We start from the raw sequence: 26,016 nt of genomic DNA on the forward strand, positions 1-26,016 counted from the left end.
ACATAGTATAATGTATATTATTTCGCCTTGGAATACCCTCATTTGATATAATGTTATCAATTATAGACAAGTTGGATGGAGGAAACATAGTGACTTCAATAAATGAACAGCAGCCAATCGCGTTGAAAGAGTGGGCTGTCAGTATAAAAGCGCTCGTTCAGGGTCAACAAATTATCGTAATGCGTAAAGGTGGAATTATTGAAGAAACGCGTGATTTTCAGCTAATTAGCCCTAATTTTTATTTAATGCCAGCATATGAGCATCAGAAAAAACATCTATTGAAGGAACAATATGTAGGCGACTTGGATGAAACTCTGGCGGACTGGTCTCCAGAAATGGACACGATTAAGATGGAAGCCTACGCCGAGGTTATAGAAGATATCGAAATAACGGATCAGGATACACTCGATCGTTTGCGCGATTTGCATATATGGACAGATACGTTCGCTGAGGAAAGATTACGCTGGAAAAAGACCAAGCCGCTGCATGTTTTGCTGCTTCGGGTTTATCGACTCGTGACACCTTTAGAAATAACGCTGCGACCTGCTTATAATGGATGCAAATCTTGGGTAAGAATGGAAGATGAGATATCTTCTATTGAGATGATACCTGTAATGGAAGATGAAGCTTTTCATTTAGAAGTTCAGAAAGTTAAAAAAGCTTTAGCCTGATTAAAGAAAAATAGGAGAAACATAAACGGAAATGAAGCTGTAGATAAGCTTTTTTTATATACAGAAAAAAGACATAATCATTGATATAAAGACATCTCACATTGATTTATAACAAAAACTATATTAAAATGATTATTGAGAATCACTGAGAATCACTCTATAATAGAAAGTCTATTATATATAGAAGTGACTAACGTATTAAACCAACCTTGGAGGGATCAGCATATTATGTCAACTCATTTTGTCATTGATGGCCTGAAAGCGGCTATCGACGGAAAAGAGATTTTGAAAGGAATTAACCTAGAGATTAAAGGTGGAGAAATTCACGCAATTATGGGCCCGAACGGTACAGGTAAATCTACGTTGGCATCCGCTTTGATGGGTCATCCTAAATATGAAGTAACAGAAGGTACAGCAGTACTTGATGGCGTTGACATTCTTGAAATGGGCGTTGACGAGCGTGCGCTTGCTGGATTGTTTCTTGCAATGCAATATCCGAGTGAAATTCCAGGTGTAACGAATTCTGACTTCCTACGCAGTGCACTTAATGCACGTCTTGGCGAAGGCAATGAAATCTCGTTGATTAAATTCATTCGCAAAATGGAAAGCAAAATGAAAGAGCTTGAAATGAATGCTGAATTCGCTCATCGTTATCTTAATGAAGGTTTCTCAGGCGGCGAGAAAAAACGTAATGAAATTTTGCAAATGATGCTTCTCGATCCTAAAATCGTTGTTCTTGATGAAATCGATTCGGGCCTTGATATCGACGCTCTTCGTATCGTATCGCAAGGTGTAAACGCTATGCGTTCTGAAGATCGCGGTTTCCTTATCATAACTCACTATCAGCGTTTACTTAACTATATTACTCCAGACTACGTACATGTTATGATGCAAGGCCGCATCGTGAAATCCGGTGGTCCTGAGCTTGCAGAGCGTCTGGAAAACGAAGGTTATGATTGGGTAAAAGAAGAACTTGGCATCGAAGATGAAACGGTCGGCCAGGCTTAAGCAGAGAAGGGGGCAAAACGGATGAGTACACAACTATCAACGCAGGCCAACCGTCAAGCTGCTGAAGCGCTGGCACGCAGTAAAGGCGAGCCGAACTGGCTTGTTGAACTGCGCGGAGAAGCGGCAGACCTTGCCGGAACTCTCGGATGGCCAAAACCTGAGAAGGTTCGTATTGAACGGTGGAATTTGACGGCAATTGGCAACTATGAGCAACCGAAAGCAGTAGGAGCGATTAGCGAGCTGCCTGAAGCTGTTCGTGAATTGGTAGCAGAAGGAACAGAAAGTTTGCTTGTACAACGCAATTCCGGCATCGTATGGAATCAGTTTTCAAGCGAATTAGCTAGTAAAGGCGTTATTTTCACAGATTTGGAGACAGCGTGCAAAGAGCATGGCGAGCTCGTTCAACAATATTTGTTCCAAGCAGTAGCGAAAGACGACGATAAGCTTACAGCTCTTCATGCAGCACTTTGGAACGGCGGCGTATTCATCTATGTTCCTAAAAATGTTGAAGTAGAGCTGCCGCTTCAAGCGATTTTCTACAACGATAATGCTGAAGCGACATTTGCGCCGCATATCCTTATCGTTGCGGACAATAACAGCCGCGTGACTTATGTGGATTGTGTTGTATCCGAGGCAGCCGCGAGCAGTGCTCCTTTCGTACATCCGTCGGTTGTTGAAGTGTTCGTGAAGCCAGGCGCTCACGTTCGTTTCAGCTCTATCCATCATATGGGCGAGACTGGTGTTGATATGTCGATCCGTCGTTCAGTTATTGAAAATGATGGTCAAATGGAATGGATTATCGGTGATTTAAATGACGGTAACACGTTGTCTGACACCAAATCCATACTAAAGGGCACGGGCTCAACATCTGATGCAAAAGTGATCAGCGTTGGCAAAAACGCTCAACAAAATAGCTTGACGACTGGCGCCGTTCATTTCGGCAAAAGCTCGGACAGCAACATGGTAACACGTGCAGTAATGAAGGATTCCTCTTCTGCGATCATTAACGGAATTACAAAAATCGAGAAGGGTGCGACGAAAGCGAACGGTGTACAAACCGAGAAGGTGCTCATGCTGAGCCCTAAAGCGCGCGGCGACGCCAATCCGATTTTGCTTATAGATGAAGATGATGTAACTGCTGGTCATGCGGCAAGCGTTGGGCAAGTTAACCCAGAGCAGGTATATTACTTGATGTCACGCGGTATATCTAAGCAAGACGCTGAACGTCTAATTATTTACGGCTTCTTGGCTCCAGTCGTATCGGAAATTCCAGTCGAGGCGGTACGCAGTCAGCTTCAGCGTTTACTCGAAAGGAAGCTAGAGGGATGAATATAAATGCGATTCGGGAGCAGTTCCCGATATTGCATCAAGAAATAAACGGGCACCCGCTCGTTTATCTGGACAGCGCGGCATCTTCGCAGAAGCCGCGCTCCGTCATTGATGCGGTTAATCGGTACTATGAGCTGGATAATGCAAACGTTCATCGCGGTGTGCATACACTTGGTTCCAAGGCGACTGATGCCTATGAGGGAGCGCGCGAGAAGGTTGCAAGGTTTTTGAATGCGGGAGCACCGGAGCAAATTATTTTCACACGCGGCACAACGACAGCACTAAATTTGGTTGCTTCAAGCTATGCTCGCGGAGTGTGCGGTGTAGGTGATGAAATTGTCATCACACCAATGGAGCATCACAGTAACTTGATTCCGTGGCAGCAGGCTGCTAAGGCTACTGGCGCAACATTGAAATATATCCCGATGCAGCCTGACGGTACAATTTCACTTGAGGACATTGAGAAGACGATCACTCCGCAAACGAAGGTGGTTTCAGTTACCTACGTATCGAATGTGCTCGGACTCATTAATCCGATTAAAGAAATTACCCAAATTGCTCATCGGAATGGCGCTGTCATGGTTGTTGACGGTGCGCAGAGCACGCCGCATATGAAAATTGATCTCCAGGATTTGGATGTTGATTTTTATGCTTTTTCTGGTCATAAAATGTGTGGTCCTACGGGCATCGGTGCATTATATGGCAAGAAGGCGCTGCTGAACAATATGGAGCCGATTGAGTATGGCGGTGAGATGATTGATTTTGTTGATCTTTACGAGTCTACTTGGAAAGAGATTCCGTATCGCTTCGAAGGCGGCACACCTATTATTGCGGGTGCGGTTGGACTAGGCGCTGCAATTGACTTTTTACAAGAAATCGGACTAGAAGAAATCGATCAGCATGAGAGACGTTTAGCCTCATATGCTTACGAGAAGCTGTCTTCGCTTGAGGGTATGACGCTCTATGGTCCGAAGCAAAATCGTGTTGGACTTATAACCTTCAACTTGGATGATGTACATCCACATGATGTAGCTACCGTACTTGATTCCAAAGGCATTGCGATTCGTGCAGGTCATCATTGCTGCCAACCGCTAATGCGTTGGTTAAATGTATCGGCAACGGCAAGAGCAAGCTTTTATTTATATAATACTGAAGATGAAATTGACCGCTTAGCCGATGCCTTACTACAAACAAAGGAGTTCTTCGGTCATGCAATTGGATGATTTATATCGTAGAGTTATTATGGATCATTATAAAAACCCTCGAAATCGCGGCACCATGGATGAAGAGTCCGTTACCATTAACCTGAATAACCCTACCTGCGGTGATCGGATATCGCTGCAGCTGCAGGTCGTAGACGGCCAAGTGGCCAACGCGAAATTCAGCGGTGAAGGCTGTTCAATCAGCATGAGCTCTGCATCGATGATGACAGAGGCGATAAAAGGAAAAACATTTGATGAGGCGCTTGCCATGGCTGAGAAATTCTCAGCATTAATGAAAGGTGAACCGGTTGAATTTGATGAATATGAGGAATTGGATGCACTTTCGGGTGTAAACAAATTTCCAGCAAGAATCAAGTGCGCGACACTTGCGTGGAACGCCTTGCGTAAAGGGATCGAGCAGCAAGAATCACATTAAACTAGATTTATAAGGAGCGTGAATGACCATGGCTAAATCAATGCCGGAAATGGAAGATTATAAGTATGGTTTCCGTGACGAGCACAAAGCCGTATTCGAATCAGGCAAAGGTTTAACAGAAGAAGTCGTTCGTACGATTTCGGAAATTAAAGGCGAGCCGGAGTGGATGCTGGATTTCCGCTTGAAATCACTTGAGCAGTTTTTCAAAATGCCAATGCCTAAATGGGGCGGCAACATGGATGAGCTTGATTTTGACGACATCCAATATTATGTTCGTGCTTCCGACAAACAAGGAAAAACATGGGAGGAAGTTCCTTCCGAAATTAAAGAAACGTTCGACAAACTGGGTATTCCTGAGGCTGAGCAAAAGTTTCTTGCCGGCGTATCGGCTCAATATGAGTCCGAGGTTGTTTACCACAGCATGCAAGAGGATCTAGAGAAGCAAGGTGTAATTTTCACGGATACGGATACAGCGCTTCGTGAGTACCCTGAGCTAATGAAAGAATATTTCGGAACGATTATTCCTCCGAATGACAATAAATTCGCAGCTTTGAACAGTGCAGTATGGTCAGGCGGAAGCTTCATCTACGTGCCAAAAGGCGTTAAATGTGAAGTGCCGTTGCAAGCATACTTCCGTATTAACTCCGAGAACATGGGGCAATTCGAGCGTACGCTTATCATTGCTGATGAAGACAGCTCCGTTCACTACGTTGAAGGCTGTACAGCTCCGGTATACAGCACGAACTCGTTGCATAGTGCGGTAGTTGAAATTTTGGTTAAGAAAAATGCTCGTGTTCGTTATACAACGATTCAAAACTGGGCACCGAATATTTACAACCTTGTTACTAAACGTGCGGTAGCGGACGAGAATGCAACGATGGAGTGGGTAGACGGAAACATCGGCTCTAAGCTGACGATGAAGTACCCAGCTGTTGTACTTCGTGGTCGCGGCGCGAAAGGCATGGTATTGTCCATTGCTGTTGCCGGTAAAGGCCAGCATCAGGATGCAGGGGCAAAAATGACTCACCTTGCACCGGATACGAGCTCCACAATCATTTCTAAGTCGATCAGTAAGCACGGCGGCAAAGTAACATACCGTGGTCTTGCATCCTTCGGACGCAACTCTGACGGCGCGAAAGCGAACATCAAATGTGATACGCTCATTCTCGATAACGAATCAACGTCAGATACGATTCCTTACAACGAGATTTTGAACGACAACATCACACTTGAGCATGAAGCAACCGTGTCGAAGGTTTCTGAAGATCAATTGTTCTACTTGATGAGTCGTGGTCTTAGCGAAGCGGAAGCAACGCAAATGATCGTAATGGGCTTCATCGAACCGTTCACAAAAGAGCTTCCGATGGAATATGCGGTAGAGATGAACCGTTTGATCAAGTTCGAGATGGAAGGTTCAATCGGTTAATAAAAGAAAGAATCCGTAGATATTTCTACGGATTCTTTTTTTGCCTTCAGGGATTGATCAATGCGGTTCAAGCACTCCTCGAAATTAGCAATCACAATCACAATGATGATCACGATGTTTACGATGCTTACGATGCTTACGATGATTGACTCCGATAACAAGAACTTTTTGACCAGGTTTTACAAACACAACAATGACTTTATTTTTTTTTCCACATCCCATTCAAATCACCTCCTCTACTAGAAGATAACCTATCATATTAATAATTTGATAAATTTGATTGGACACTTGATATTTTGGGTTTCTGTTGATTTTATAAATAGGGAAGAACATTGTTTGATCTATAAACAACACAAAATACCCATAGAATGGGTATTTTGTGTTGCTGCTATTTCAATGGTTTCTTCACAATTTGCAGGAGAAATATGAGGCTTAGCGATTACTTAGTAGCCTTTACCATATCCGCCGACTCCGCCGACACCACAACCGCCGAAAATACCGCAGCTGCATGCGATAATTACTAACAAAATAAACAATACCAAGATAATACCAATATTGTTACCGTGAACTAATCCACCCATCAAACATCCGCCTCCTAATGTTTAAAGTACTCTGTAGAATATGTGCGGAAGTCGCTTTAGGATTGGACGTTTGTACTGTAATGATATTAGCCTAGGTTGATACGGGAATAGGAAATATTCAAAACGCAAAAGACCCATAAGATGGGCCTATTGGTGTGAAAATTGTAGCAAGGTAATCATCTATATGATTAGTAACCTAAGCCGCATCGGCATCCGTTGTTGAAGCCGCCTACGTTACTTCTGTTTTGGTTTCTTTCATTACTATTTTCATCTTTTCTCTCGTCTTTTCTTTCATCATTTCTCACATTGCTGCCTAATACGCCGCAACTGCAAGCAATAATCACTAAAAGGATGAAAAGCACTAGAATCAGGCCAACATTATTTTTCATTTTTTAATTTCCCTCCATACGACTTAGGTGTACTGTGAAGTTATAAAGGGCAGCGAGGCATCCTGAATGAATAGAGTTATCCATTCAGGATGCCTGGGCACCTATGAGCGGCAGCTGCATGCGATAATCACCAGTAATATGAACAGCACCAAAATAACACCGATACTGTTATTATTATGATTACGAGAATCAGACATTAAGTATTCACCTCCCTGCTTTGTGACTACCATGCAGTTTATGAGCTGATAGAGCTAAGTGATTGGATGTTTGTTATGGTAGGATAATAGCCTTATATAAATAGAATGCTTTCAGTATCAGGAGGGGGAGAGAACGAGTCACTGTAAAAAAATAAAAGAACTAAAGGTTGATCTCAAATGATTGATGATCAACCTTTAGTTCTTTGAAAGAAAAACTTAAATATTTGAGCGCACACCAATTAGCTCTTTGAGCGCTTCAGCAAATCTCGAGATTCCAAGGCCGATTTCATCTGCCTTTGCTCTTGCAAAAGTAAACCTGACATATCCGGAATCTGAACCGTAAACACTTCCCGGAACGAAGACAACTCCTCGCTTGATGGATTCTTCAAGCAGCTTTCCATCATGGACTTCTGGAACAAGCTTGCACCACAAATGAAGCCCCCCTTGAGGGATCGTAAACTTGACCAGATCAGGGAGCTCCTTCTGCAAGGATTCAACAAGCAGGTCCCGTTTGAACTGCAGCTGCATTCGCAAGCGCTCCAAATGAGGTTTAAAGTGAGAAGACTTCAGAAACTGCGCGGCTACCTGCTGCGGGATAACGCTTAGTCCGTAATCCATCTGCTGCCTGGCATCAGCGAGTCTTTCCACAATAGATTTCGGGGCAACCATCCACCCTATACGAAGACCAGAAGCTGCGATCTTGGAGAAAGAACCGATATAAAGGACAGAGCCAATCGAATCAATTGATTTGAGCGGGAAGGGCGGTGCTCCCTCATAATCGGTCAAGCTGAAAGGATCATCCTCGACAATAGGCAATGCCAGTTCACTTGCAACGTCAAGCAGCTGCTTCCGTCGTTCTTCGCCTAGCACAGTGCCAGTCGGATTTTGATAATTAGGATTCATAAACACCATCTTAATACGGTGCTTTTTGTATAATGAACGAATGTCCTCAGGACGGACTCCATGGCTGTCAACGGGGAGTCGAAACAATCGAAGCCCAGCTGATTGAAACATAGGCAGTGAGTAGCAGTAGGAGGGATCTTCAATTGCAACTGCGTCTCCTGGTGACAATAAACACTGGGTAATCAGATACAATGATTGCTGAGATCCGGATGTGATCAAAATGGATGATTCAGTCGTTTGGATGTCCCGATGTTGATCGAGATACGAAACCAGTGCTTGTCTCAACGGAATCTGTCCTTGCGGATTGTCGTAGCCCAAATAAGATGTATATTTATTTTCACTCATGAGAGTCGTAATTTCATCGATTGGAGCCAGATCGGCGGCCAGCTCACCGCTCGCAAAATCAATCAAGGAAGAGTTCTGCGCGAGTGCTTCCCGAATTCGTCGCATAAATGGCAAGTTAGGTAAGAAACTCCCGCCTTCGGCATACCTACTCCAGTTTGGTGTATGCTTGGGTGTTGCACCCCATTTGGTCTTGCTCACAAGTGTTCCAATGCCTGTCCGGCTTTCGATGATACCCATCGACCGGAGTTCAGCGAAAGCTAAAACGACAGTACTTCGATTTACGCATAATTGTTCAGCTAGTTTTCTCTCAGATGGAAGTAAGCTGCCCGGTGGAAATTCACCATATGAAATTCGCTGCTCTAGATGGTCGGCAATTTGTTCATATAGAGGTTTTTTACTTTTTCGATCGAGCTTCCACATCATTTTCACTTCCTTCAGTTTGTAACTAAAACATATCTGTGACTTTTATCATACCACTGATTTCAAACATATAGACGCAGATTTCACTCTAACTATGGCAGATGTTTAAGAATTTATAGAACATAGACACGGAACAAATAGTTTTTACAAGTGGATGGCTCTAAATCATCTGTCGCTGGATGGTCTTTTTTTTTACTTTTTCTTTTATTATTATGATTAATCCTGAATTCAGTGAGAAGATGGAAAGCTTGCTTCTTTATAAATAAAAAGGGGGAAATAATATGGAAGTACCTGTAGTGGTGTGGGTCGCCTCATTTATTATCGTAGTCATTCTTTCATGGATTACATTTTGGATTACGAATAAGGCTTATTCAAGACGTTGGGAAGACCATGACGATGGCAACAAAAATATATAGTGGAATAAAATAAGTAAGCCCGCAGGCAGGAGATCCTCGGGCTTGCTTTTGTTTGTAAATATGAATTTTAAAAATTTTGAATAATTTGATCCTGCTGAATTTCATCATCTTTAATAATGCCTGCTCCTGCATACAAAATATAAATGATGCCTCCAACGAAGCATGCACATAAGACCAAGAAGGAAATCAATCTTATCATCCTTTCTGTTTGTGTATACTTATATCGTACAGCGGCATGCATTTGATGTAACCCTCCAATAATGCTGCACATTTCCCATCCAATATCACATAATGTTCATCTATTTATTTTGCCGCTAGAAGCTCAGCTGCGTTATCGAAATAGGTGCCCAGCTTTGCTGGTTCATCCATATTGCCATGTGCCCAATAAAAAATCATCGCGTTATTGAGCTTATAGATACGAGGATTTTGAATATGTTGCGATCACGCGGGCATAAAAAATAACCCTCAATCGCATAAATATCGGCGTCGAGAGTTATTATGATGCTGCTTATAGATATACGTGCTGAATTTCATAATCACGCTCGATAGTCATATCGATGAATTGTTCACCAATTTGAATGAGCGGACTAAAAAACTCGGTGGGGTGGGTCATGACGATTAAGCCGCTTTCACCGCCTACAAGCTCGATTCTTTTGCCAATGAAATTAGGTATCATGTGCTTAATGAACGTATGAGTGGTATGCGGATCAAGCTCTTTGAAGCTGAGCTGGTATAATTCCTTCAATACGAAAAGTAAATCACGCTTCTGCTGATAGACGCGCTCTGAGATCATCGCACTGTAAATATCGGCAACGGCAATAATTTTTGAAACGGGATGAATCTCGTCACCTTTCAAGCCATGAGGATATCCGGTGCCGTCATTACGTTCATGATGCTGAAGCGCTCCGATGGCTATAAACGGTTCATCCAGTGAGTTAGCAATAATATCATGGCCATAAATGGTGTGATTTTTCACTTCCTCGAACTCTTCATCGGAAAGTTTATCGGGTTTATTCAAAATACTTTCTTCGATTCGACATTTTCCGATATCATGCAGGAAGCCAGCCTTACCGATTTGAACAGCCTCTTCATTAGCGTATCCAATCCAAGTAGCGAGATAGTAAGATAACATCCCCACTTGGACGGAATGCTGATAGGTATAGTCATCTTTTGAATTTAGCAATAGAAGCATGGATACGACATCGCGCTCCAACTGGAGGTTGTTAAGAAGCGGCTGGAGGATGGAGGAAACCTCTTCTGCGTCGATTGTACCTTGTTCATTTGCCTTGGTGAATAGGCCTTCAAAGCGTTTGACAGCGTTTTCGTAAAGAGGCTTTACGGTAGGCAGCCAATTCGGATTGATGGTCGATTCAATTGTCCTGCCTTCCGTCTCATCACTTACTCTATCATCTATATCAATATAATCCATTTGATGTTGAAATAATCTTGATATATCTTCGTTGTTGAGTATCGTACCTTTGGAGAGCACATGAAGACCGTAATTATTGAATGCATCATTACTTAAACGGTCTCCACTTATTAATTCTGTAACATGAACCCTCATCAAGACACCTCTATTGATTTTAGTAGAGAATATATACCTAGCATAGTAGCAATGATTAATTGTAATGGCAATATGAGGGCATGATAAACACGACTATATACCTAATAATTCGGCATAAATCGACCTTGCTTTGGTTAATTGGTCGGTGCCTTGCACGATGGCGCGACCATCGCGAAATAGGACTAAAGTAAGGTTGTCCTCCAGCTCGATACGCAGTAAAAAGCGATTACTCGTTATTTTACCTGCCAGCTTTAATCGTTCAGATAACTCTTCCAAATGAAGGTTAACCTTTTGACTTGGTGAGATTTGCACGGAATGACGTCCGCAAAGGGCAGCAGCTGATCCTGATCCTTGTTCATCCAAGAACTCGAAGCTTTGCTCTACACAGCAGCGGCAATCGCTGCGCTTTGAATGGGCAATCGATATAGGAAGCCATGCGTGATTCCACAGATCCACTTGAAATAATGTTCCGTGAAGTGATTTCTCATTGCCGGAGAGCAGCTTGATTGCTTCTGTAGCTTGAACTGAACCAATAATGTCTACAACAGGAGAAATAACGCCTGCCGTTTCACAAGTATCGGTTGTTCCTGGCAGAGGCGGTTCATTAAATAAGCAGCGATAGCAAGGGGATTTACCAGGCAAAATCGTCATCGTCATGCCAGATGCGCCGACAGCACCGCCATAAATCCATGGAACGTTGTACTTTGTACTATAATCATTAATTAGATATCTCACAGAAAAATTATCACTGCCATCTAGAATAAGATCAACGTCCCCGAGTAATTCCTCCGCATTCAAGGCAGTCAAATCAGCGACAAACGGTTCAACAACAACAGAGCTGTTCAATGCACGCAAATGAGAGGCTGCGGCCTGCGCTTTTGGAAGCAGCGACTGCACATCCTCTTCGGTATACAACATTTGGCGCTGTAGATTGCTCCATTCAATAATGTCTCGGTCAATAATACGTACATACCCAACACCAGATCTAACAAGATGTTGAGCGATGACTGAACCGAGTGCGCCCATACCGACGACTGCTGCACGGCTGCCGGAAAGAATCTTCTGGCCGTTCTCACCTATTGGAGTGAAACGCATTTGTCTAGCATAGCGTGATTGATGAGGGGGAGCCTGTACTGGAGCAGCGTTAATTTCCGTGCTTAGTTTGTCCATATTTAATAATCTCCTTAAGAGCATTCGTGATGTAGCATTTGCCGGAGCGGCAGTATCAAAAATCGCTTAGCTGTGCAGTGGGATTCCAAGGTCCGAGCTGATGACCTTTCCATTCTGAGCCGTCCTCCCAGATTTCTTTCTTCCAGATGGGAACGATTTGCTTGAGACGTTCAATGGCATATCGGCTCGCCTCGTAACAGCTGTCACGATGGGGTGAAGACACCGCGATAACGACGCTTGTCTCTGCCAGACCAACGACACCTATGCGATGACTAATGGCACATAAAGCGCCTTGCCAGCGCTCAGCGATTTCATTGCCAATTTGCTGCATCGTTGCTATAGCCATTGGGGCATATGCCTCATATTCCAGCCTGACTGTACGCTGGCCTTGTGTCCATTCACGTGTTGTTCCAACAAAGGCAATGGCGGCGCCATGCTCTGGTACGATTACCTTAGCAAGTACATTGTCAGAGTTAATGACATCGGATGTAACAACATAAAAGTCCATAGACTCTTTGCCAGAGATGGATTGTTCTTCGCCTCCCGAGACGGGAGGAAGCAGTGCCAGCTCATCTGAGACGGATAAAATCGTGTCCTCAGCAGCATAAACGTGGTTGCGAGCGATAAAAGATATTTGAATTAAAGCATGATGCTCTGAGTATAAGGAAGAAATAGCTGCCTTTAATTCAGCTACGCTCATTTGCTCAACATCGGATTTCAAATGTATAGAAGGGGACCCAAGGCGCTCGGGAAGCCCTGCAAAAAGTTTAATTGACCAGTCATATTTCATGATACATAACCTCTCATCATATAGGCTTGAAGCTGTTTATATAATATCATAATTCAAGAAAAAATGTTATGCTTGTAGTCGAGCAGAAAGGGAGTGAAGGTCATGCCGATATTGACGGATCGTTTTGGACGGGTACACGATTACTTACGAATTTCCGTAACGGATCGTTGTAATTTGCGATGCTTATATTGCATGCCAGAAGAAGGGATGGAATTCACGGAATCTGAACATTTATTATCCTATGATCAAATTGTAGAGGTCGTCGAGGCTGGCGCAGCGCTTGGTATTACGAAGCTGCGTATTACAGGCGGCGAGCCGTTGATTCGTCCAGGTCTCGATGGTTTAATAAGCCGATTATCTGCCATTGACGGCATTCAAGATATAGCATTAACGACAAATGGTATTTTTTTAGCCAAACAAGCGGAATCGCTTCGAGCAGCTGGCTTGAACCGAGTGAATATAAGCTTAGACACATTAGATTCAGCGAGATTTCGTTTCATCGCACGGAACGGGGAATTGAAGCGTGTAATGGAAGGTATTGAGGCAGCTGCAGCTGTAGGCTTTGCTCCGATTAAGTTGAATTGTGTACTCCTTAAAGAAGTAAATGAAGATGAAATTGCAGCATTTCTAAAGCTGGCATTCGAACAGCCGATGCATGTCAGATTTATTGAATATATGCCGATTGGTCATGCCGATGAGAATTGGAAAAAACATTATTTGCCTCTTTCCCGTGTACTGGAAGTAGCGGAGCAAGAGGGTTACGAGATTAGCAGAGGACTAAATGTTCACGGAAATGGACCCTCAGACGACTGGCAAATGAAGGGCGGCCGCGGTTCATTTGGGCTCATACACCCGATAAGTGATCACTTCTGCAGCTCTTGCAATCGTCTGCGTCTAACAGCGGACGGTTCGATTAAGCCTTGCTTATATTGGGTAGATGAATTGAATGTGAGAGCGGCTTTCGGGCATCCGGAAGAAATGAAGCAACTGCTGCTGAGATCGATGGACATTAAGCCGGAAAATCATGAGATGGCAGCTAAGCTTGCGGACAGCGCTCAAAATCACATCCCTACAGATCGACGTATGTCGCAAATTGGAGGCTGATGAGTACTGATGCATGAGATCAAGATCGAGCACTTTGAGCTTGGAAATTTATTTACGAGTGCTGAAGAAATGGCTATGCTAGCGGGAGCAAGCTTCCCTATATCTGAGAGAGTGCCGGATGCAATCGGTTCAGCATTTGATTGGCATGCTTGGTATGCGGCGTGGATGAAGCAAAGCAGCCAAGCTGAAACATTCATAACACCATCATATTTGAGTGTAGAAGCAGCAGATTCGTTCGAGGCTTCGATCCCTTGGGAGCAGCTTGAGCAGGCAGCAGTACTGTACGCCCTTGATGGTTCGCCCTTGATGAAGGCAGGCCCTATCCGACTATATGTGCCTAATGGGAGCAGTAAATGCTTAAATGTGAAAAGTATCGTCAAACTCAAAATCGGTCATCATACAGAAAATGAGCAAGCGGAGGCCACATACGGCTTTAAGCATACATTTTCGTATGATGATTTGCGTATGAACAAGTAAGTTGCTTAGGCGGCGCTGAGAAAAGGTCATAAGGAGGCGAGCATGAATTTGACGGACAGTTTTCGTACACGAGTAGTGCTTCTTCATAGCAATGATATACATAGTCGTCTAGAGCATGCCGCCAAGATCTCTTCCTACATTGCGGAGGAAAGACGGATCTATGGCAGTGAACGCGTGCTAGCTGTAGACTGCGGCGATCACATGGATCGTATGAGGGTAGAGACAGAAGGCAGCGATGGGATCGTTAACGTAGAGCTGTTAAATCAAGCTGGCTATGAAGTGATCACACTAGGCAATAATGAGGGACTTACATATACCGCTCAAACGATTTCGGACGCTTATAGGAATCGAGCGAAATTCGCGGTCGTGTGCGCCAATATGCATGATTCTGCGACAGGGGAACAGCCCGAGTGGCTGCTGCCCAGCACAATCATTGATAAAAATGGGCTTCAGATCGGCATCATCGCTGTTACGGCGGCATTTTCGAATTTTTATTGTTTGCTTGGATGGGAAGTAAGCGATCCATTGGAAGCAGTACGAGAACAAGCAGCTCAAATGAGAGAAAAGGTCGATGTGCTCGTAGTGATGTCCCATCTTGGTCTCTTCTTGGATAAGCAAATGGCGGAGAAGCTGGAAGGCATTGATCTTATTCTGGGCGCTCATACCCATCATTTATTGGAGGAACCGATTGTCATCGGTGAAACGACGATTTGTGCAGCCGGAAAATTCGGAGAGTACATTGGGCGAGTCGAAATCGGAATCGACAACGTTACTGGACGCCCTCTGTTCCGCGCAGCCTGCGTGCCTACGGCCGCAATGGCGGAGCACCCTGAAGCTGCCGCCATCATCGGCAGCTTCCTGTTGGCGGGACAGCAGCGCCTAAGCCGGGTCATTGCCCGGCTCGCCACGCCGCTGCCCGCCAGAGCCGAGCGGGAATCACCGCTCGGCAACCTGCTGGCCGCGGGCTTGCGCCGCTGGACCGATGCCGAGATCGGCATCGTCAACGCTGGGCAGCTGCTCGGCGGCCTCGCGCAAGGGGACGTGACAGCGGGCGAATTGCACGCCCTCTGTCCGTCGCCGATTAATCCGTGCCTGATGATCATTGCAGGCACGAATATAAGGGCAGCACTGGAGCAAGCGCTGCTGCCCGAATTCATTCATAAGCCGATCAAGGGTTACGGCTTTCGCGGGGAAGTGCTTGGTACGCTTGCGATAGACGGCTTGTCCGTTACCTATGATTCCACAAGACCGCCAATGAATAGGCTCATTAAGGTAGAAGTAAATGGAGAGATCCTCGAAGATGAACGGAATTATAGACTGGGAACAATCGATATGTTCAGCTTCAAGGCTGGTTATGAGTCGCTGGCTAATGCCGTTCAAGTAAGCTATTATTTACCTGAGTTTATACGAGACGTCATCGAGGCTCAGTTGCAAAATTCGGATGAAATTGCAGGATGTTGTCAATTTCGCTGGAATAATGTTTCATACTGACAATAAATATGAAAAGTTTCGACAGAATATGTCGAAAAAAATAGAATAAAATGGTTGCGGTTTTCTCGCATTTCCCGTACATTAACATTACGAACGGTTTTTTCCGATGTAATAGTTAGCTAATCTTTAATGGGGAAGGATCGAGAAAATGCGGTTAGTGTCAATAGGGAAATGCAGGGCAGGCATGAAGCTAGCCAAAAAAATATTTTCTCAAGAGGGCATCGTTCTTCTTGGTGAAAACATGGAACTGACAGAGAGACTAATTTCCCGCTTGGATCAATGCGGGATTCAATATGTGTATGTTGCAGATCCGATGACAGAGGATATTGTACCTCCCTCTTTAATTAGAGAGGAAACAATGCAGTTCGCTCTGAAGGAAATACGAACGAATTTCCGTGAAATGATGGATCGCCCGAAACGTAAAAAGGGTGTATCCTACCCTTATATTGCTGAGCCATTTAAAAATACAATGAACATGATTATCGATGATCTCTCCTGTCATAAGGATGCTATGATCATGCTGATGGACATGAGCTCCGTTGATCACTACTTATTTCAGCATTCCTTAAACGTATGTGTTTACTCCACGCTTCTAGGTATGTCGAACGGCTACTCGAAGAATGAGCTTACGACGCTAGGCATGGGTGCTCTTCTTCATGACGTCGGCAAAACTCAAATTGCAATTGATGTGCTAAGAAAGCCGGGCCCTCTCTCGAAAGAGGAGTTCGAAGCGATGAAGCAGCATGCTAGAATCGGTTATGAAATGCTGAAGGATGAGCCGAATTTGCCGCTGCTCGTTGCACACTGTGCGTTCCAGCATCATGAACGTATTGATGGTAGCGGGTATCCGCGCGGCATCAAGGGAAATGAGATTCACGATTACGCCAAGCTGATTGGCATGGTTGATTCGTATGATGCCATGACAACAAACCGAGTCTATAGTGCTCCGATGCTTCCGCATCACGCGATTGAGCGTCTATATGCTGGAGCTGGCACGCTATACGAGCAGCGAATGCTTCAATTATTCCGCGATAAGGTTGCTATTTACCCCATCGGAATAACGGTGAAGCTGCACACGGGAGAGTCGGGTATTGTAGCAGACCTCAATCGCTCTTACCCGCATCGGCCTATTATCCGGATATTAATGAATGAAGCGGGCGAGGAACTGAAGACGCCATATGAAGTTGACTTATCGAAGCAATTAACGATGATGATTGTCAGCGTAAATGATGACGCAAGTGATGTGCAATTTGCATCGGGTAGTTAATCGATTTAGAGAGCAGGAGCCGATGAGGCTCCTTTTTGCTTTTTTTCGCCGTTTTATTTGCTTACTTCGCAGTCGCGCATTACAATAAATAAAGAATGATTCATTCCAGAACATAAGTCAGGTGCTGAAAAAAATGAACACAATACAATTGCAACAATCAAGTAGAGCATTACCTAAACTTTCACCAACGAATGATCCGTGGGACCCGATTCGTTCGTTGCAGCAATATGGAAGACATCGATTGACAAGCGTCGAAATGACCGTGTCCAACCTTTGCAATATGCGCTGTGAGCATTGCGCTGTTGGAGACACACTCGTAATGACAGAACCCGCCAAGCTGCCGCTTAAGCAGATGCTGGACCGACTGGACGAGGTTGAGCATCTCGAAACGATTAGTATTACAGGCGGAGAGCCCTCCTTCTCTGATCGCACGGTCCGTGAGTATATGGTCCCGTTACTTCAATACGCGCGCAGCCGCGGTATTCGCTCCCAGATCAATTCGAACGTGACTCTGCCTTATAGCCGCTATGAGCAGCTTGCTCCTTATCTTGATGTAATGCATATCTCGTTTAACTACACTTCTGCGGAAGATTTCCATCAGATTGGGTTTGCGAAGGCTAATCATCATGTTTCCCTTGAAGCAGCAACGAAGCTATATGAACGAATGATAGAAAATACGCGCCGCCTTAGTGAGACAGGTGTCCTTGTTTCCGCGGAGTCTATGATTAATTATAAAACGTATAACAAAATTGATGAGATTCATAAGCTGATCGTTGAAATGGGTTGTCAGCGTCATGAGGTGCATCCGATGTATCCAAGCTCCTTTGCAAAGGATTTGCCGGTACTCTCGCGTGAACAAATGCTAGAAGCTATTGAACGTTTGTTGAAGGCACGAGACCAATCCGTATGGATGCTGTTCGGCACACTTCCTTTTTATCCATGCAGTGATAACTCGTCAGAGCGTGAGCTTCTAAGAAGATTAGCGAATGAGCCAAATGTTACGGTTCGTAATGATCCTGATGGCCGCAATCGATTAAACGTCAACTTGTTTACGGGCGATGTGTTCGTAACGGATTTCTCAGATGTACCCGCTTTTGGTAACATCGGTGAATCAAAACTGGAAGATTTATTCGATAAATGGCTGGACCATTCTCTAGCACAAAGCGTGAATTGTCACTGCCCGGTTGCCTCATGCTGTGGACCGAACCTCCTTGTCAAGGATATGTACTATAAGGATGTAAACTTCCATGAACGCAGCGCGGTGCTTGATTAGTATATAGATCCAGGTTTAAGAGTGGAATAAAGCGCATATAAAAGAATAGAAAGGAGGAGAAGCTGTGTCGATTAAGACAATCGTATTTATCGCATTAGGGTTGCTGTTGCTCTATTTGTTTTTTACGGTAGGTGCTCCTTTCTTATTAGCGCTTGTTGTAGCTATTTTTCTAGAGCCGGTAAACCTGCTGTTTATGAAGAAGTTTCGCATGAATCGACTGCTAGCAGCTACGATAACCAGCAGCTTATTTACAATTATACTCATTGGCCTAATCGCTTTGCTAGGCGTGAAGATTGTAGCTGAGTTAATAGCTTTCTTCAAAAAAGTACCCCATTATTTCGAAAATGCCAGTGGCATGATCGACGATCTCATGCTCCAGGCACAATCGTTATATCAGAACTTTCCGCCTGATACGATTCAAACGTTAGAAAATTGGCTGAAGGAACTAACGAGTGCTTTGGCAAAAATGGTTGGTACATTATCGAACTCAGTCATCGCTTTCGCTTCGAGCATTCCTGGAATGTTTATCTTCTTTATCGTCTTTTTGGTGGCGGTATACATGATGAGCTTCAGTCTGAATACGATGAGGGCAACGGTACTATCACTGTTTGATGAGAAGTCGCAGTCAAAGGTTGATAATTTGCTGATTAATCTCAAAAAATCGATCTTTGGTTTTTTGCGTTCGCAGTTTATTTTGAGTGCTCTTACCTATATTATTTCCTTAGTCGGTTTGCTGGTACTTGACATTAAGTATCCTCTTGCCATCGCGCTGCTTATTATTATCGTTGATATTATGCCGATTCTGGGAACGGGCTCTGTTCTTGTTCCATGGGGAAGCTATTTAATATTAACGGGTGATCTTTACGCTGGTGTAGGTCTTATCATTTTGTTCCTCGTGATCACCGTATTCCGCCGCATCGTAGAGCCCAAAATTCTCGGTGATTCTGTAGGTATCGGCTCATTGTCCGCGCTTGTGAGTTTATATGTAGGTTTCAAGCTGGTCGGCGTCATTGGTGTATTCATCGGGCCGCTGGTCGTTATTATCTATATGGCAGCTCGCAAGGCAGGGTTGTTCCAAGTGAAGTTTAAGATATAGCGTGTGTAACAGACGTTCACATGGCGCCATACGGCTGATCTTTGGGTGAAGCTGCTGAAGGAGTAGTTAGCTTACTTTTGCAGTGGATGGAAAAAAGAGGGTTGACACTCTTCTTTATTAAACGTTATAGTCAAACAAGGAAATCCACTAGGGGCGCCGTCATGGCTGAGATAAAGCGAAACGCTTTGGTCCCTTTGAACCTGATCTGGGTTATGCCAGCGTAGGAAAGTGGGATTGTGCGTTTATGCAATGCGTGTGACATGGTATGCCGAAATCAACGGATGCGTCAGTTGAATTAGGTATGACTTAATCTGCTGAGGGAGACCTCGGCGAGATTACACTCGCATAACGACACTCTTCGACCGCTCCTTCACTGGAGCGGTTTTTTTTGTTTGGCTGATAGTGAAGCGTATCGTAATGAGAGGCTTCGCTATTAACCAAACACGCTTCAGTGATTGCAGCTCATGTAGCCAGCTTGCTACGTGTATTTCAGCGGTGCTTTATACTTTCTAATATGCTTGCGTTAACCTCCAGGAGAAATTCAATTCATTCTATTGGGAGGTTTTTGTTATGTCCATAATTACAACTCCGCTTCCGGGCAGCCGTAAAGTATATGTCTCAGGCTCGAAGGAAAACATCCAAGTTCCGATGCGGGAAATTGCACTCGAGGCTAGTACAGGTAGAAACGGCGAAGAGACGCCGAATGAAGCAGTAAGAGTATATGATGCGAGCGGTCCTTATACCGATGAAGAATATGAAGTAGATGTGAGACGCGGCTTGCCAGCCATTCGCAACGAATGGATTGTGGAGCGCGGCGACGTGGAAAATTATGAGGGCCGAGAAATAAAGCCAGAGGACAATGGATTTAAAACGTTAGACAGGGTGGAGGAGCGAGGTGCTGAACGCTTTCCAGGTTTAGCTAGAAGGCCGCTCCGGGCAAAGGCGGGACAAAATGTTACGCAGCTTCATTATGCCCGCAAAGGAATCATCACCTCGGAGATGGAGTATATCGCCATCCGCGAAGGGATGAGCGCCGAATTTGTTCGCAGCGAAATCGCAGCTGGTCGCGCCATTATTCCGACGAACATCAATCATCCTGAAAGTGAGCCGATGATTATTGGACGTCAGTTTCATGTGAAAATCAATGCGAATATTGGAAATTCCGCTGTCGCCTCTTCGATTGAAGAGGAAGTTGAGAAGATGACTTGGGCGACTCGCTGGGGAGCCGATACCATTATGGACTTGTCCACGGGAAAAAACATCCATACGACACGAGAGTGGATTGTACGCAATTCACCAGTGCCGGTCGGTACAGTGCCGATTTATCAAGCGCTAGAGAAAGTAAATGGCAAAGCAGAAGACCTCAGCTGGGAAGTGTTCCGCGATACGCTAATCGAGCAGGCCGAGCAGGGCGTTGACTATTTTACGATTCATGCGGGCGTGCTGCTGCGTTACATACCTCTAACGGCTAAGCGTGTTACCGGAATTGTCTCAAGGGGCGGATCGATTATGGCAGCATGGTGCCTTGCGCACCATAGAGAAAACTTCCTTTATACGCATTTTGAAGAGATCTGTGAAATTATGAAGGCATATGACGTGTCATTCTCGCTTGGCGACGGGCTGAGACCAGGCTCAATTGCCGATGCGAATGATGCTGCTCAGTTTGCAGAGCTGGATACACTCGGCGAGCTTACAAAGATCGCGTGGAAACATGATGTTCAAGTGATGATCGAAGGTCCAGGGCATGTCCCAATGCATTTGATCAAAGAAAATATGGATCGTCAGCTGGCGGTTTGCGATGAGGCGCCCTTCTATACACTAGGTCCGCTAACTACGGATATCGCACCGGGGTATGATCATATTACTTCAGCAATCGGGGCGGCGATGATTGGTTGGTTCGGAACGGCTATGCTATGTTACGTAACACCAAAGGAGCATCTCGGTCTTCCGAATAAGGAGGATGTGAAGGAAGGCGTTATTACTTATAAAATTGCAGCACATGCGGCAGATTTGGCGAAAGGACATCGCGGGGCGAAGCTGCGTGACGATGCGTTGTCCAAAGCAAGGTTTGAATTCCGTTGGCGTGATCAATTCCATCTGTCGCTTGATCCAGAACGTGCGATGGCCTATCACGATGAGACGCTGCCAGCGGATGCAGCCAAATCTGCTCATTTCTGCTCGATGTGCGGACCGAAGTTTTGCAGTATGCGAATTACTCAAGATATAAGGGAGTATGCTGCGCAAAACGGAATGGAAACGACGGAGGCAATTGAAGCGGGTATGAAGGAAAAGGCGGATGCATTCAAAGCGGCTGGAAGCATGATTTATGGTTAATACAGCTCAGTCGGCATTTGCTAATCGTTATTCCAGGCAAACGAGATTTGCTCAAATCGGAGAAGAAGGCCAGCGTAAGCTGGCCGATGCTTCGGTGCTCATCGTCGGTGTAGGCGCGTTAGGGGCATCGCTTGCGCAGCATATGGTTCGAGCTGGGGTGGGAGAAGTGAGGCTGGTCGATAGGGATTTTGTCGAGCCCAGCAACTTACAGCGCCAAATGCTATTTGACGAAGCGGATGCGCTTGCTGTACTGCCCAAGGCGATTGCTGCTGCAAATAAGCTTCGCGAGATCAACAGCAGCGTTAAAATAATAGCCACAGTAGCGGATGTGAACACATCGAATATCGGCCTTTTTGCTGGAGGTGTGGGGCTCGTGCTTGACGGGACGGACAATGCTGCGACAAGGCTGCTGCTAAGCGATCTATGCTTTAATCAGCGGATTCCATTTGTCTATGGCGGTGTAGCTGGGGCGCAAGGGATGCAAGCCACACTTATCCCGGGGGAGACGTCTTGCTTACGCTGCTTAATCGGCGCTGCCGATTCGGAGAACGAGGTAGATACTTGCGATACAGTAGGGGTACTCGCACCAGCGGTTGAATTTGTTGCTTCGCTGCAGGCGGGCGAAGCGATCAAATTGCTCACGGGTAATCAACGGGCCATACGTAAAACATGGTTAAGCGCTGATTTATGGTCATTCCGAGTGCGAGAATCGGAGCTGCCGCTTGGTAGAACGGAATGTCCTTATTGCGGTCAAAGGCAGAAGTCAGCCATTGACGATAGAACTATTTTGGATCATAGAATAGCAGAAGCTTCTCCCATTAGCACGACTGTCCTATGCGGAAGAGATACGGTGCAGGTGACATTAGGCATGCCGCTTCCTATGACGGGGTTAGAGCAATCATTGAAGGAGCTTGGCTGTCAGCTTACGGTTAATCGGTATTTAGTGAAGGCCTTGCTGCAAAGCGGCGAGCAGCTGATTCTATTTCCAGATGGGCGTGTGCTCGTGCAGGGGACGGCAGATGCTGAGCACGCCATTAACCTTTGCAGGAGCTACTTACTAAATGAAAAATGATTGATTATACCGATAGAAGGATGTGTGAGTAACGATGAGTAGAGCAGAATGGCGAAACTTTCAATTGTATGCCATCACAGCGGAATCCAATCACCCTGGAAAATCGGTCGTTGAAGTGATCGAACAAGCATTGATTGGCGGAGCGCAAATAGTACAGCTTCGTAATAAGACAGGCACGAGGGACGAGGTGCTGGAGCAAGCGAAAGCACTGCGTATACTAACGAGAAAGTATAACGTTCCATTCATTATCAATGATTACCCAGAAATCGTTCTAGAAACAGATGCTGACGGTGTTCATTTGGGGCAAGATGATATGCCTATTGCCGTAGCGAGAGGATTGCTTGGGCCAGACCGCATTATCGGTATTTCCACGCATAGCCTGGAGCAAGCGTTGGCAGCCGAGAAGGATGGTGCTGATTATATCGGTGTTGGACCTGTGTATCCAACGAATACGAAGCCGGGACGCACCGCTGTTACAACAAGCTATGTGACAGATGCAGCTCGTCATGTATCTATACCTTTTGTAGCAATAGGCGGCATTACTTTAGATAATGTCGATGCCGTGCTTGCGGCTGGAGCTACGCGGATTTGTGCGGTTTCAGCAATTGTTGGCGATGCTGATCCTGCTAGCGTATGCCGCGCTTTCATAGAACGAATAGATGCGTCGCGATATGAGCGGGAACTTTCATCAAAGACGCTGAAAATAAACGGTCGCGAGGAGCGGACTAACGCAGCGACGATAGAGGAGCTGGTTATCCAGCTGGGACAGCAAAATAAGAAGCTCGTTATTGAGCTTGACGGGATGCTTGTACAGCGGGCGTCATGGGCAGAAACCGAATTGCCCAGCGGCAGTTCCATAGAGCTTATACATTTTGTTGGTGGGGGTTGAATGGCATGCAGAATTGGAAAAACGATGACCCGCTTATAATAGGAGGCCATGCGCTGCGCTCACGTTTCTTGTTCGGAACCGGAAGATTTCCAAGTCCGGCAGTGCTGCAGCAAGCGCTTGAAGCATCGGGTTCTGAAGTAATTACATTTGCAGTTAGAAGAGTTAATTTGGATAGTGTGGAGGACGATTCAGTACTCCAGCATTTTGAGGATCGATCGATTATTTATTTACCGAATACATCTGGAGCGAGAACGGCAGAGGAGGCTGTGCGGATTGCGCGGCTGGCGCGAGAAGCAGGGCTGGGAAATTGGATAAAGGTCGAGATCAGCGGTGATCACCGCACGCTGCTGCCCGATCCAATAGAAACGCTTCGTGCTACGGAGCAGCTCGCGAACGAAGGTTTTATTGTACTCCCTTATACCTCAGATGATCCTATTCTTTGCCGAAGGCTGGAGCAAGCGGGTGCAGCAGCAATTATGCCGGGCGGTTCGCCAATCGGGTCAGGACTCGGTTTGCTCAATCCCTATAATCTCGGACTGATTGCTGAGCAGTCGACTGTTCCTGTTATCATTGATGCTGGAATTGGATCGGCCAAGGACGCTGCAGAAGCGATGGAGCTCGGTGCGGACGGCATATTGGCGAATACACCAATTGCTAAGGCACAAGACCCAATTATGATGGCTCGTGCTTTCCGATTAGCGATTGAAGCAGGACGATTAGCTAGGTTGGCTGGCCGTATACCGAAGAAACGTTATGCATCTGCCAGCAGTGATTGGGCAGGTTCTTTGTTTGAATCAGGGGTCGGCGCAGGAGGCGAGCAGTAATGTCGCAGTCGGTCATTATACTCGGAGGCGGAATCATCGGTTTGTCCTGTGCTTTCGAGGCGGCGCGAAGAGGAATGAGTGTGACGCTCATTGAGCCAAGCGAGCTGGGTGGGCAAGCATCCGGTGCAGCAGCCGGCATGTTAGCGCCATATTCTGAAAATACGGAGCAGCCGGATGAATTTTTTCATCTGTGCTTAAACAGCCACCACAACTATCCGGAGTGGATAAGGGCTGTCGAGGAGCATTCCGGCATGTCGACGGAGTGGGTTCAAAGCGGGAGTATTAACGTATTCATGCACGAAGCGGACGCGCTCCCAATACAGTCTAGATTGCAATGGCAAAATGAACGGGGCGCGGAGGCGCAGCTTATTGATGCGGCTCAGCTCCGGCAGCTTGAGCCGATGATCTCACACTCGGCAGTTGCCGGTGTGTTTACACCGAAGGAGAGCCATGTATACGCACCAAAGCTCGTTAAGGCATTGGAAGAAGCATGCCGTAAACTTGGGGTCGCCATTCTAGCGCATGCCGGACAGATTGAAGATGTGATTGTTCACTCCAGCGGAGGCGTATCCGTAAGTGCAGAAGCTGTCGTGAAGCCTATTCACGCAGATCGGCTGGTCGTATGTGCTGGCGCCTGGTCAGGTGTATACGAAAGATGGTTTGGACTGTCGATTCCGATTCATCCGATTCGCGGACAAATATGTTCTTATGAGCATGAGGCTGCTGAGGTGCGTCATATGATATTTTCCAGTCAAGCTTATTGGGTAGGCAAAAAAAATGCCCGGCTCGTGTGCGGAGCATCGGAAGATGTTGCAGGTTTCGAGACAAGCGTTACCGAGCGAGGGATTGGCCGTTTAATTCGCAGCAGCAATCAGCTCTTTCCGTTTCTCGTAGGAAAACAGACTGCGTCTCGGTGGGCTGGCTTGCGGCCTGCAACACGTGATGGTCTGCCGCTGCTTGGAGAAGTGGAGGGTATGCCGACTGTAATTATGGCAGCAGGACATTATCGCAACGGTATATTGTTAAGTCCGATAACAGCACTCATTGTTGCGGATTTGTTAGAGGAGAAGAAGGAGAGGCACTCGATCAGCAGGTTTTCTCCAAATCGCTTTACGACGATAGTTAATAGGGGAAGTCTTTCTATTAGATAGGTGCAGTTTAATATCAGTATGAATTGCCTTAATAATTACATTGAAAATGAATGAAAAATCTGCTATATTGAAAACGAGAATCGTTATCAGTGGAGCGGGTTTTTTTTATGTCTTAAATTAGTAATACGTTCGTGAAGCATAGCCTAACGTAAAGGTATTACTCTTATTTTCAACCAAAGAATACATACAGA

Annotated in this window: 27 protein-coding genes and 1 riboswitch; of the genes, 18 read left to right on the top strand and 9 right to left on the bottom strand. The window is 45.6% G+C overall.

Features of this window, described 5'->3' with window-relative positions:
- The first annotated feature begins 89 nt into the window (after window positions 1-89).
- The 6 genes from AC0YN6_RS13835 (at window position 90) to sufB (ending at window position 6,072) form a co-directional block, all read left to right on the top strand.
- Window positions 90-671 carry a DUF1802 family protein gene (locus tag AC0YN6_RS13835; protein ID WP_475747507.1) on the top strand — a complete coding sequence of 194 codons (582 nt, stop codon included), beginning with the start codon at window positions 90-92 and terminating at the stop codon, window positions 669-671.
- A gap of 228 nt (window positions 672-899) precedes the next feature.
- Window positions 900-1,679 carry a Fe-S cluster assembly ATPase SufC gene (gene sufC, locus AC0YN6_RS13840; RefSeq protein ID WP_475747508.1) on the top strand — a complete coding sequence of 260 codons (780 nt, stop codon included), beginning with the start codon at window positions 900-902 and terminating at the stop codon, window positions 1,677-1,679.
- Between the two features lie 21 nt (window positions 1,680-1,700).
- Window positions 1,701-3,008: a Fe-S cluster assembly protein SufD gene (sufD, locus tag AC0YN6_RS13845; protein ID WP_475747509.1), complete on the top strand. Its 1,308-nt coding sequence runs from the start codon at window positions 1,701-1,703 to the stop codon at window positions 3,006-3,008.
- Window positions 3,005-4,231, top strand: a complete 1,227-nt coding sequence (locus AC0YN6_RS13850) for a cysteine desulfurase (RefSeq protein WP_475747510.1) — start codon at window positions 3,005-3,007, stop codon at window positions 4,229-4,231. Before sufD ends, AC0YN6_RS13850 begins: the two co-directional genes overlap by 4 nt.
- Window positions 4,218-4,646, top strand: a complete 429-nt coding sequence (gene sufU, locus AC0YN6_RS13855; RefSeq protein ID WP_475747511.1) for a Fe-S cluster assembly sulfur transfer protein SufU — start codon at window positions 4,218-4,220, stop codon at window positions 4,644-4,646. Before AC0YN6_RS13850 ends, sufU begins: the two co-directional genes overlap by 14 nt.
- Before the next feature lie 28 nt (window positions 4,647-4,674).
- Window positions 4,675-6,072, top strand: a complete 1,398-nt coding sequence (gene sufB / locus AC0YN6_RS13860) for a Fe-S cluster assembly protein SufB (protein WP_475747512.1) — start codon at window positions 4,675-4,677, stop codon at window positions 6,070-6,072.
- A gap of 84 nt (window positions 6,073-6,156) precedes the next feature.
- Here sufB and AC0YN6_RS13865 read toward each other — a convergent pair whose 3' ends face one another.
- The 5 genes from AC0YN6_RS13865 to pdxR form a co-directional block, all read right to left on the bottom strand.
- On the bottom strand, window positions 6,157-6,294 hold the full coding sequence (locus tag AC0YN6_RS13865) for a hypothetical protein (RefSeq protein WP_475747513.1): 138 nt from the start codon (window positions 6,292-6,294) through the stop codon (window positions 6,157-6,159).
- 221 nt (window positions 6,295-6,515) lie between these two features.
- On the bottom strand, window positions 6,516-6,653 hold the full coding sequence (gene yjcZ / locus AC0YN6_RS13870) for a sporulation protein YjcZ (RefSeq protein ID WP_475747514.1): 138 nt from the start codon (window positions 6,651-6,653) through the stop codon (window positions 6,516-6,518).
- A 188-nt stretch (window positions 6,654-6,841) separates the two neighbouring features.
- Complete coding sequence (locus tag AC0YN6_RS13875; protein WP_475747515.1) at window positions 6,842-7,042, bottom strand: hypothetical protein; 201 nt, start codon at window positions 7,040-7,042, stop codon at window positions 6,842-6,844.
- Between the two features lie 101 nt (window positions 7,043-7,143).
- Window positions 7,144-7,239, bottom strand: coding sequence for a sporulation protein YjcZ (gene yjcZ / locus AC0YN6_RS13880; protein ID WP_475747516.1), 96 nt, complete (start codon window positions 7,237-7,239; stop codon window positions 7,144-7,146).
- Between the two features lie 216 nt (window positions 7,240-7,455).
- Window positions 7,456-8,907 carry a MocR-like pyridoxine biosynthesis transcription factor PdxR gene (gene pdxR / locus AC0YN6_RS13885; RefSeq protein ID WP_475747774.1) on the bottom strand — a complete coding sequence of 484 codons (1,452 nt, stop codon included), beginning with the start codon at window positions 8,905-8,907 and terminating at the stop codon, window positions 7,456-7,458.
- Window positions 8,908-9,188: 281 nt separating this feature from the next.
- Between pdxR and AC0YN6_RS13890 the strand changes: the two genes are divergently transcribed.
- On the top strand, window positions 9,189-9,323 hold the full coding sequence (locus AC0YN6_RS13890; protein ID WP_475747517.1) for a hypothetical protein: 135 nt from the start codon (window positions 9,189-9,191) through the stop codon (window positions 9,321-9,323).
- Window positions 9,324-9,390: 67 nt separating this feature from the next.
- Here the strand turns inward: AC0YN6_RS13890 and AC0YN6_RS13895 are convergent, their stop codons facing one another.
- The 4 genes from AC0YN6_RS13895 to AC0YN6_RS13910 all read right to left on the bottom strand — a co-directional run bounded on the left by AC0YN6_RS13895 (window position 9,391) and on the right by AC0YN6_RS13910 (window position 12,847).
- Window positions 9,391-9,564 (bottom strand): hypothetical protein, encoded by a 174-nt coding sequence (locus tag AC0YN6_RS13895; protein ID WP_475747519.1) that lies wholly within the window; start codon window positions 9,562-9,564, stop codon window positions 9,391-9,393.
- Between the two features lie 267 nt (window positions 9,565-9,831).
- Window positions 9,832-10,887, bottom strand: a complete 1,056-nt coding sequence (locus tag AC0YN6_RS13900) for an HD-GYP domain-containing protein (RefSeq protein ID WP_475747521.1) — start codon at window positions 10,885-10,887, stop codon at window positions 9,832-9,834.
- Between the two features lie 93 nt (window positions 10,888-10,980).
- A complete protein-coding gene (locus AC0YN6_RS13905) occupies window positions 10,981-12,057 on the bottom strand; it encodes a ThiF family adenylyltransferase (protein ID WP_475747523.1) in 1,077 nt (358 codons plus the stop codon).
- 55 nt (window positions 12,058-12,112) lie between these two features.
- The gene (locus AC0YN6_RS13910) at window positions 12,113-12,847 is read right to left on the bottom strand and encodes a molybdenum cofactor biosynthesis protein (protein ID WP_475747524.1); all 735 of its coding nucleotides are present in this window, start codon (window positions 12,845-12,847) and stop codon (window positions 12,113-12,115) included.
- A gap of 102 nt (window positions 12,848-12,949) precedes the next feature.
- On the opposite strand from AC0YN6_RS13910, the gene moaA reads away from it, so the two are divergent.
- The 11 genes from moaA (at window position 12,950) to thiO (ending at window position 25,825) form a co-directional block, all read left to right on the top strand.
- Window positions 12,950-13,951: a GTP 3',8-cyclase MoaA gene (gene moaA / locus AC0YN6_RS13915; protein ID WP_475747525.1), complete on the top strand. Its 1,002-nt coding sequence runs from the start codon at window positions 12,950-12,952 to the stop codon at window positions 13,949-13,951.
- Between the two features lie 9 nt (window positions 13,952-13,960).
- Window positions 13,961-14,428 carry a hypothetical protein gene (locus tag AC0YN6_RS13920; RefSeq protein ID WP_475747527.1) on the top strand — a complete coding sequence of 156 codons (468 nt, stop codon included), beginning with the start codon at window positions 13,961-13,963 and terminating at the stop codon, window positions 14,426-14,428.
- A gap of 42 nt (window positions 14,429-14,470) precedes the next feature.
- A complete protein-coding gene (locus AC0YN6_RS13925; RefSeq protein WP_475747528.1) occupies window positions 14,471-15,919 on the top strand; it encodes a bifunctional metallophosphatase/5'-nucleotidase in 1,449 nt (482 codons plus the stop codon).
- Between the two features lie 148 nt (window positions 15,920-16,067).
- On the top strand, window positions 16,068-17,186 hold the full coding sequence (locus AC0YN6_RS13930; protein WP_475747530.1) for an HD-GYP domain-containing protein: 1,119 nt from the start codon (window positions 16,068-16,070) through the stop codon (window positions 17,184-17,186).
- A 133-nt stretch (window positions 17,187-17,319) separates the two neighbouring features.
- On the top strand, window positions 17,320-18,459 hold the full coding sequence (gene yfkAB / locus AC0YN6_RS13935) for a radical SAM/CxCxxxxC motif protein YfkAB (protein ID WP_475747532.1): 1,140 nt from the start codon (window positions 17,320-17,322) through the stop codon (window positions 18,457-18,459).
- 64 nt (window positions 18,460-18,523) lie between these two features.
- Window positions 18,524-19,555 (top strand): sporulation integral membrane protein YtvI, encoded by a 1,032-nt coding sequence (gene ytvI, locus AC0YN6_RS13940; RefSeq protein ID WP_475747533.1) that lies wholly within the window; start codon window positions 18,524-18,526, stop codon window positions 19,553-19,555.
- A 139-nt stretch (window positions 19,556-19,694) separates the two neighbouring features.
- Window positions 19,695-19,799: riboswitch (TPP riboswitch) on the top strand.
- Between the two features lie 326 nt (window positions 19,800-20,125).
- Window positions 20,126-21,889 (top strand): phosphomethylpyrimidine synthase ThiC, encoded by a 1,764-nt coding sequence (thiC, locus tag AC0YN6_RS13945; RefSeq protein ID WP_475747534.1) that lies wholly within the window; start codon window positions 20,126-20,128, stop codon window positions 21,887-21,889.
- Window positions 21,882-22,961: a ThiF family adenylyltransferase gene (locus AC0YN6_RS13950; protein ID WP_475747536.1), complete on the top strand. Its 1,080-nt coding sequence runs from the start codon at window positions 21,882-21,884 to the stop codon at window positions 22,959-22,961. The genes thiC and AC0YN6_RS13950 overlap by 8 nt, the downstream gene beginning before the upstream one ends.
- A gap of 34 nt (window positions 22,962-22,995) precedes the next feature.
- Window positions 22,996-23,850: a thiamine phosphate synthase gene (gene thiE, locus AC0YN6_RS13955; protein WP_475747537.1), complete on the top strand. Its 855-nt coding sequence runs from the start codon at window positions 22,996-22,998 to the stop codon at window positions 23,848-23,850.
- A 5-nt stretch (window positions 23,851-23,855) separates the two neighbouring features.
- Complete coding sequence (locus AC0YN6_RS13960) at window positions 23,856-24,674, top strand: thiazole synthase (protein ID WP_475747539.1); 819 nt, start codon at window positions 23,856-23,858, stop codon at window positions 24,672-24,674.
- Window positions 24,674-25,825 (top strand): glycine oxidase ThiO, encoded by a 1,152-nt coding sequence (gene thiO / locus AC0YN6_RS13965; protein ID WP_475747540.1) that lies wholly within the window; start codon window positions 24,674-24,676, stop codon window positions 25,823-25,825. Before AC0YN6_RS13960 ends, thiO begins: the two co-directional genes overlap by 1 nt.
- Window positions 25,826-26,016: the final 191 nt, after the last annotated feature.

The sequence above is a fragment of the Paenibacillus sp. J22P15 genome, from assembly GCF_056269345.1.

What these genes read in the sequence shown, in the direction of transcription:
- sufC (WP_475747508.1), top strand. Translation starts at nt 900, where the DNA reads ATGTCAACTCATTTTGTCATTGATGGCCTGAAAGCGGCTATCGACGGA.
- sufD (WP_475747509.1), top strand. Translation starts at nt 1,701, where the DNA reads ATGAGTACACAACTATCAACGCAGGCCAACCGTCAAGCTGCTGAAGCG.
- AC0YN6_RS13850 (WP_475747510.1), top strand. Translation starts at nt 3,005, where the DNA reads ATGAATATAAATGCGATTCGGGAGCAGTTCCCGATATTGCATCAAGAA.
- sufU (WP_475747511.1), top strand. Translation starts at nt 4,218, where the DNA reads ATGCAATTGGATGATTTATATCGTAGAGTTATTATGGATCATTATAAA.
- sufB (WP_475747512.1), top strand. Translation starts at nt 4,675, where the DNA reads ATGGCTAAATCAATGCCGGAAATGGAAGATTATAAGTATGGTTTCCGT.
- AC0YN6_RS13865 (WP_475747513.1), bottom strand. Translation starts at nt 6,294, where the DNA reads ATGGGATGTGGAAAAAAAAATAAAGTCATTGTTGTGTTTGTAAAACCT.
- yjcZ (WP_475747514.1), bottom strand. Translation starts at nt 6,653, where the DNA reads ATGGGTGGATTAGTTCACGGTAACAATATTGGTATTATCTTGGTATTG.
- AC0YN6_RS13875 (WP_475747515.1), bottom strand. Translation starts at nt 7,042, where the DNA reads ATGAAAAATAATGTTGGCCTGATTCTAGTGCTTTTCATCCTTTTAGTG.
- yjcZ (WP_475747516.1), bottom strand. Translation starts at nt 7,239, where the DNA reads ATGTCTGATTCTCGTAATCATAATAATAACAGTATCGGTGTTATTTTG.
- pdxR (WP_475747774.1), bottom strand. Translation starts at nt 8,907, where the DNA reads ATGTGGAAGCTCGATCGAAAAAGTAAAAAACCTCTATATGAACAAATT.
- AC0YN6_RS13890 (WP_475747517.1), top strand. Translation starts at nt 9,189, where the DNA reads ATGGAAGTACCTGTAGTGGTGTGGGTCGCCTCATTTATTATCGTAGTC.
- AC0YN6_RS13895 (WP_475747519.1), bottom strand. Translation starts at nt 9,564, where the DNA reads ATGCATGCCGCTGTACGATATAAGTATACACAAACAGAAAGGATGATA.
- AC0YN6_RS13900 (WP_475747521.1), bottom strand. Translation starts at nt 10,887, where the DNA reads ATGAGGGTTCATGTTACAGAATTAATAAGTGGAGACCGTTTAAGTAAT.
- AC0YN6_RS13905 (WP_475747523.1), bottom strand. Translation starts at nt 12,057, where the DNA reads ATGGACAAACTAAGCACGGAAATTAACGCTGCTCCAGTACAGGCTCCC.
- AC0YN6_RS13910 (WP_475747524.1), bottom strand. Translation starts at nt 12,847, where the DNA reads ATGAAATATGACTGGTCAATTAAACTTTTTGCAGGGCTTCCCGAGCGC.
- moaA (WP_475747525.1), top strand. Translation starts at nt 12,950, where the DNA reads ATGCCGATATTGACGGATCGTTTTGGACGGGTACACGATTACTTACGA.
- AC0YN6_RS13920 (WP_475747527.1), top strand. Translation starts at nt 13,961, where the DNA reads ATGCATGAGATCAAGATCGAGCACTTTGAGCTTGGAAATTTATTTACG.
- AC0YN6_RS13925 (WP_475747528.1), top strand. Translation starts at nt 14,471, where the DNA reads ATGAATTTGACGGACAGTTTTCGTACACGAGTAGTGCTTCTTCATAGC.
- AC0YN6_RS13930 (WP_475747530.1), top strand. Translation starts at nt 16,068, where the DNA reads ATGCGGTTAGTGTCAATAGGGAAATGCAGGGCAGGCATGAAGCTAGCC.
- yfkAB (WP_475747532.1), top strand. Translation starts at nt 17,320, where the DNA reads ATGAACACAATACAATTGCAACAATCAAGTAGAGCATTACCTAAACTT.
- thiC (WP_475747534.1), top strand. Translation starts at nt 20,126, where the DNA reads ATGTCCATAATTACAACTCCGCTTCCGGGCAGCCGTAAAGTATATGTC.
- AC0YN6_RS13950 (WP_475747536.1), top strand. Translation starts at nt 21,882, where the DNA reads ATGGTTAATACAGCTCAGTCGGCATTTGCTAATCGTTATTCCAGGCAA.
- thiE (WP_475747537.1), top strand. Translation starts at nt 22,996, where the DNA reads ATGAGTAGAGCAGAATGGCGAAACTTTCAATTGTATGCCATCACAGCG.
- AC0YN6_RS13960 (WP_475747539.1), top strand. Translation starts at nt 23,856, where the DNA reads ATGCAGAATTGGAAAAACGATGACCCGCTTATAATAGGAGGCCATGCG.
- thiO (WP_475747540.1), top strand. Translation starts at nt 24,674, where the DNA reads ATGTCGCAGTCGGTCATTATACTCGGAGGCGGAATCATCGGTTTGTCC.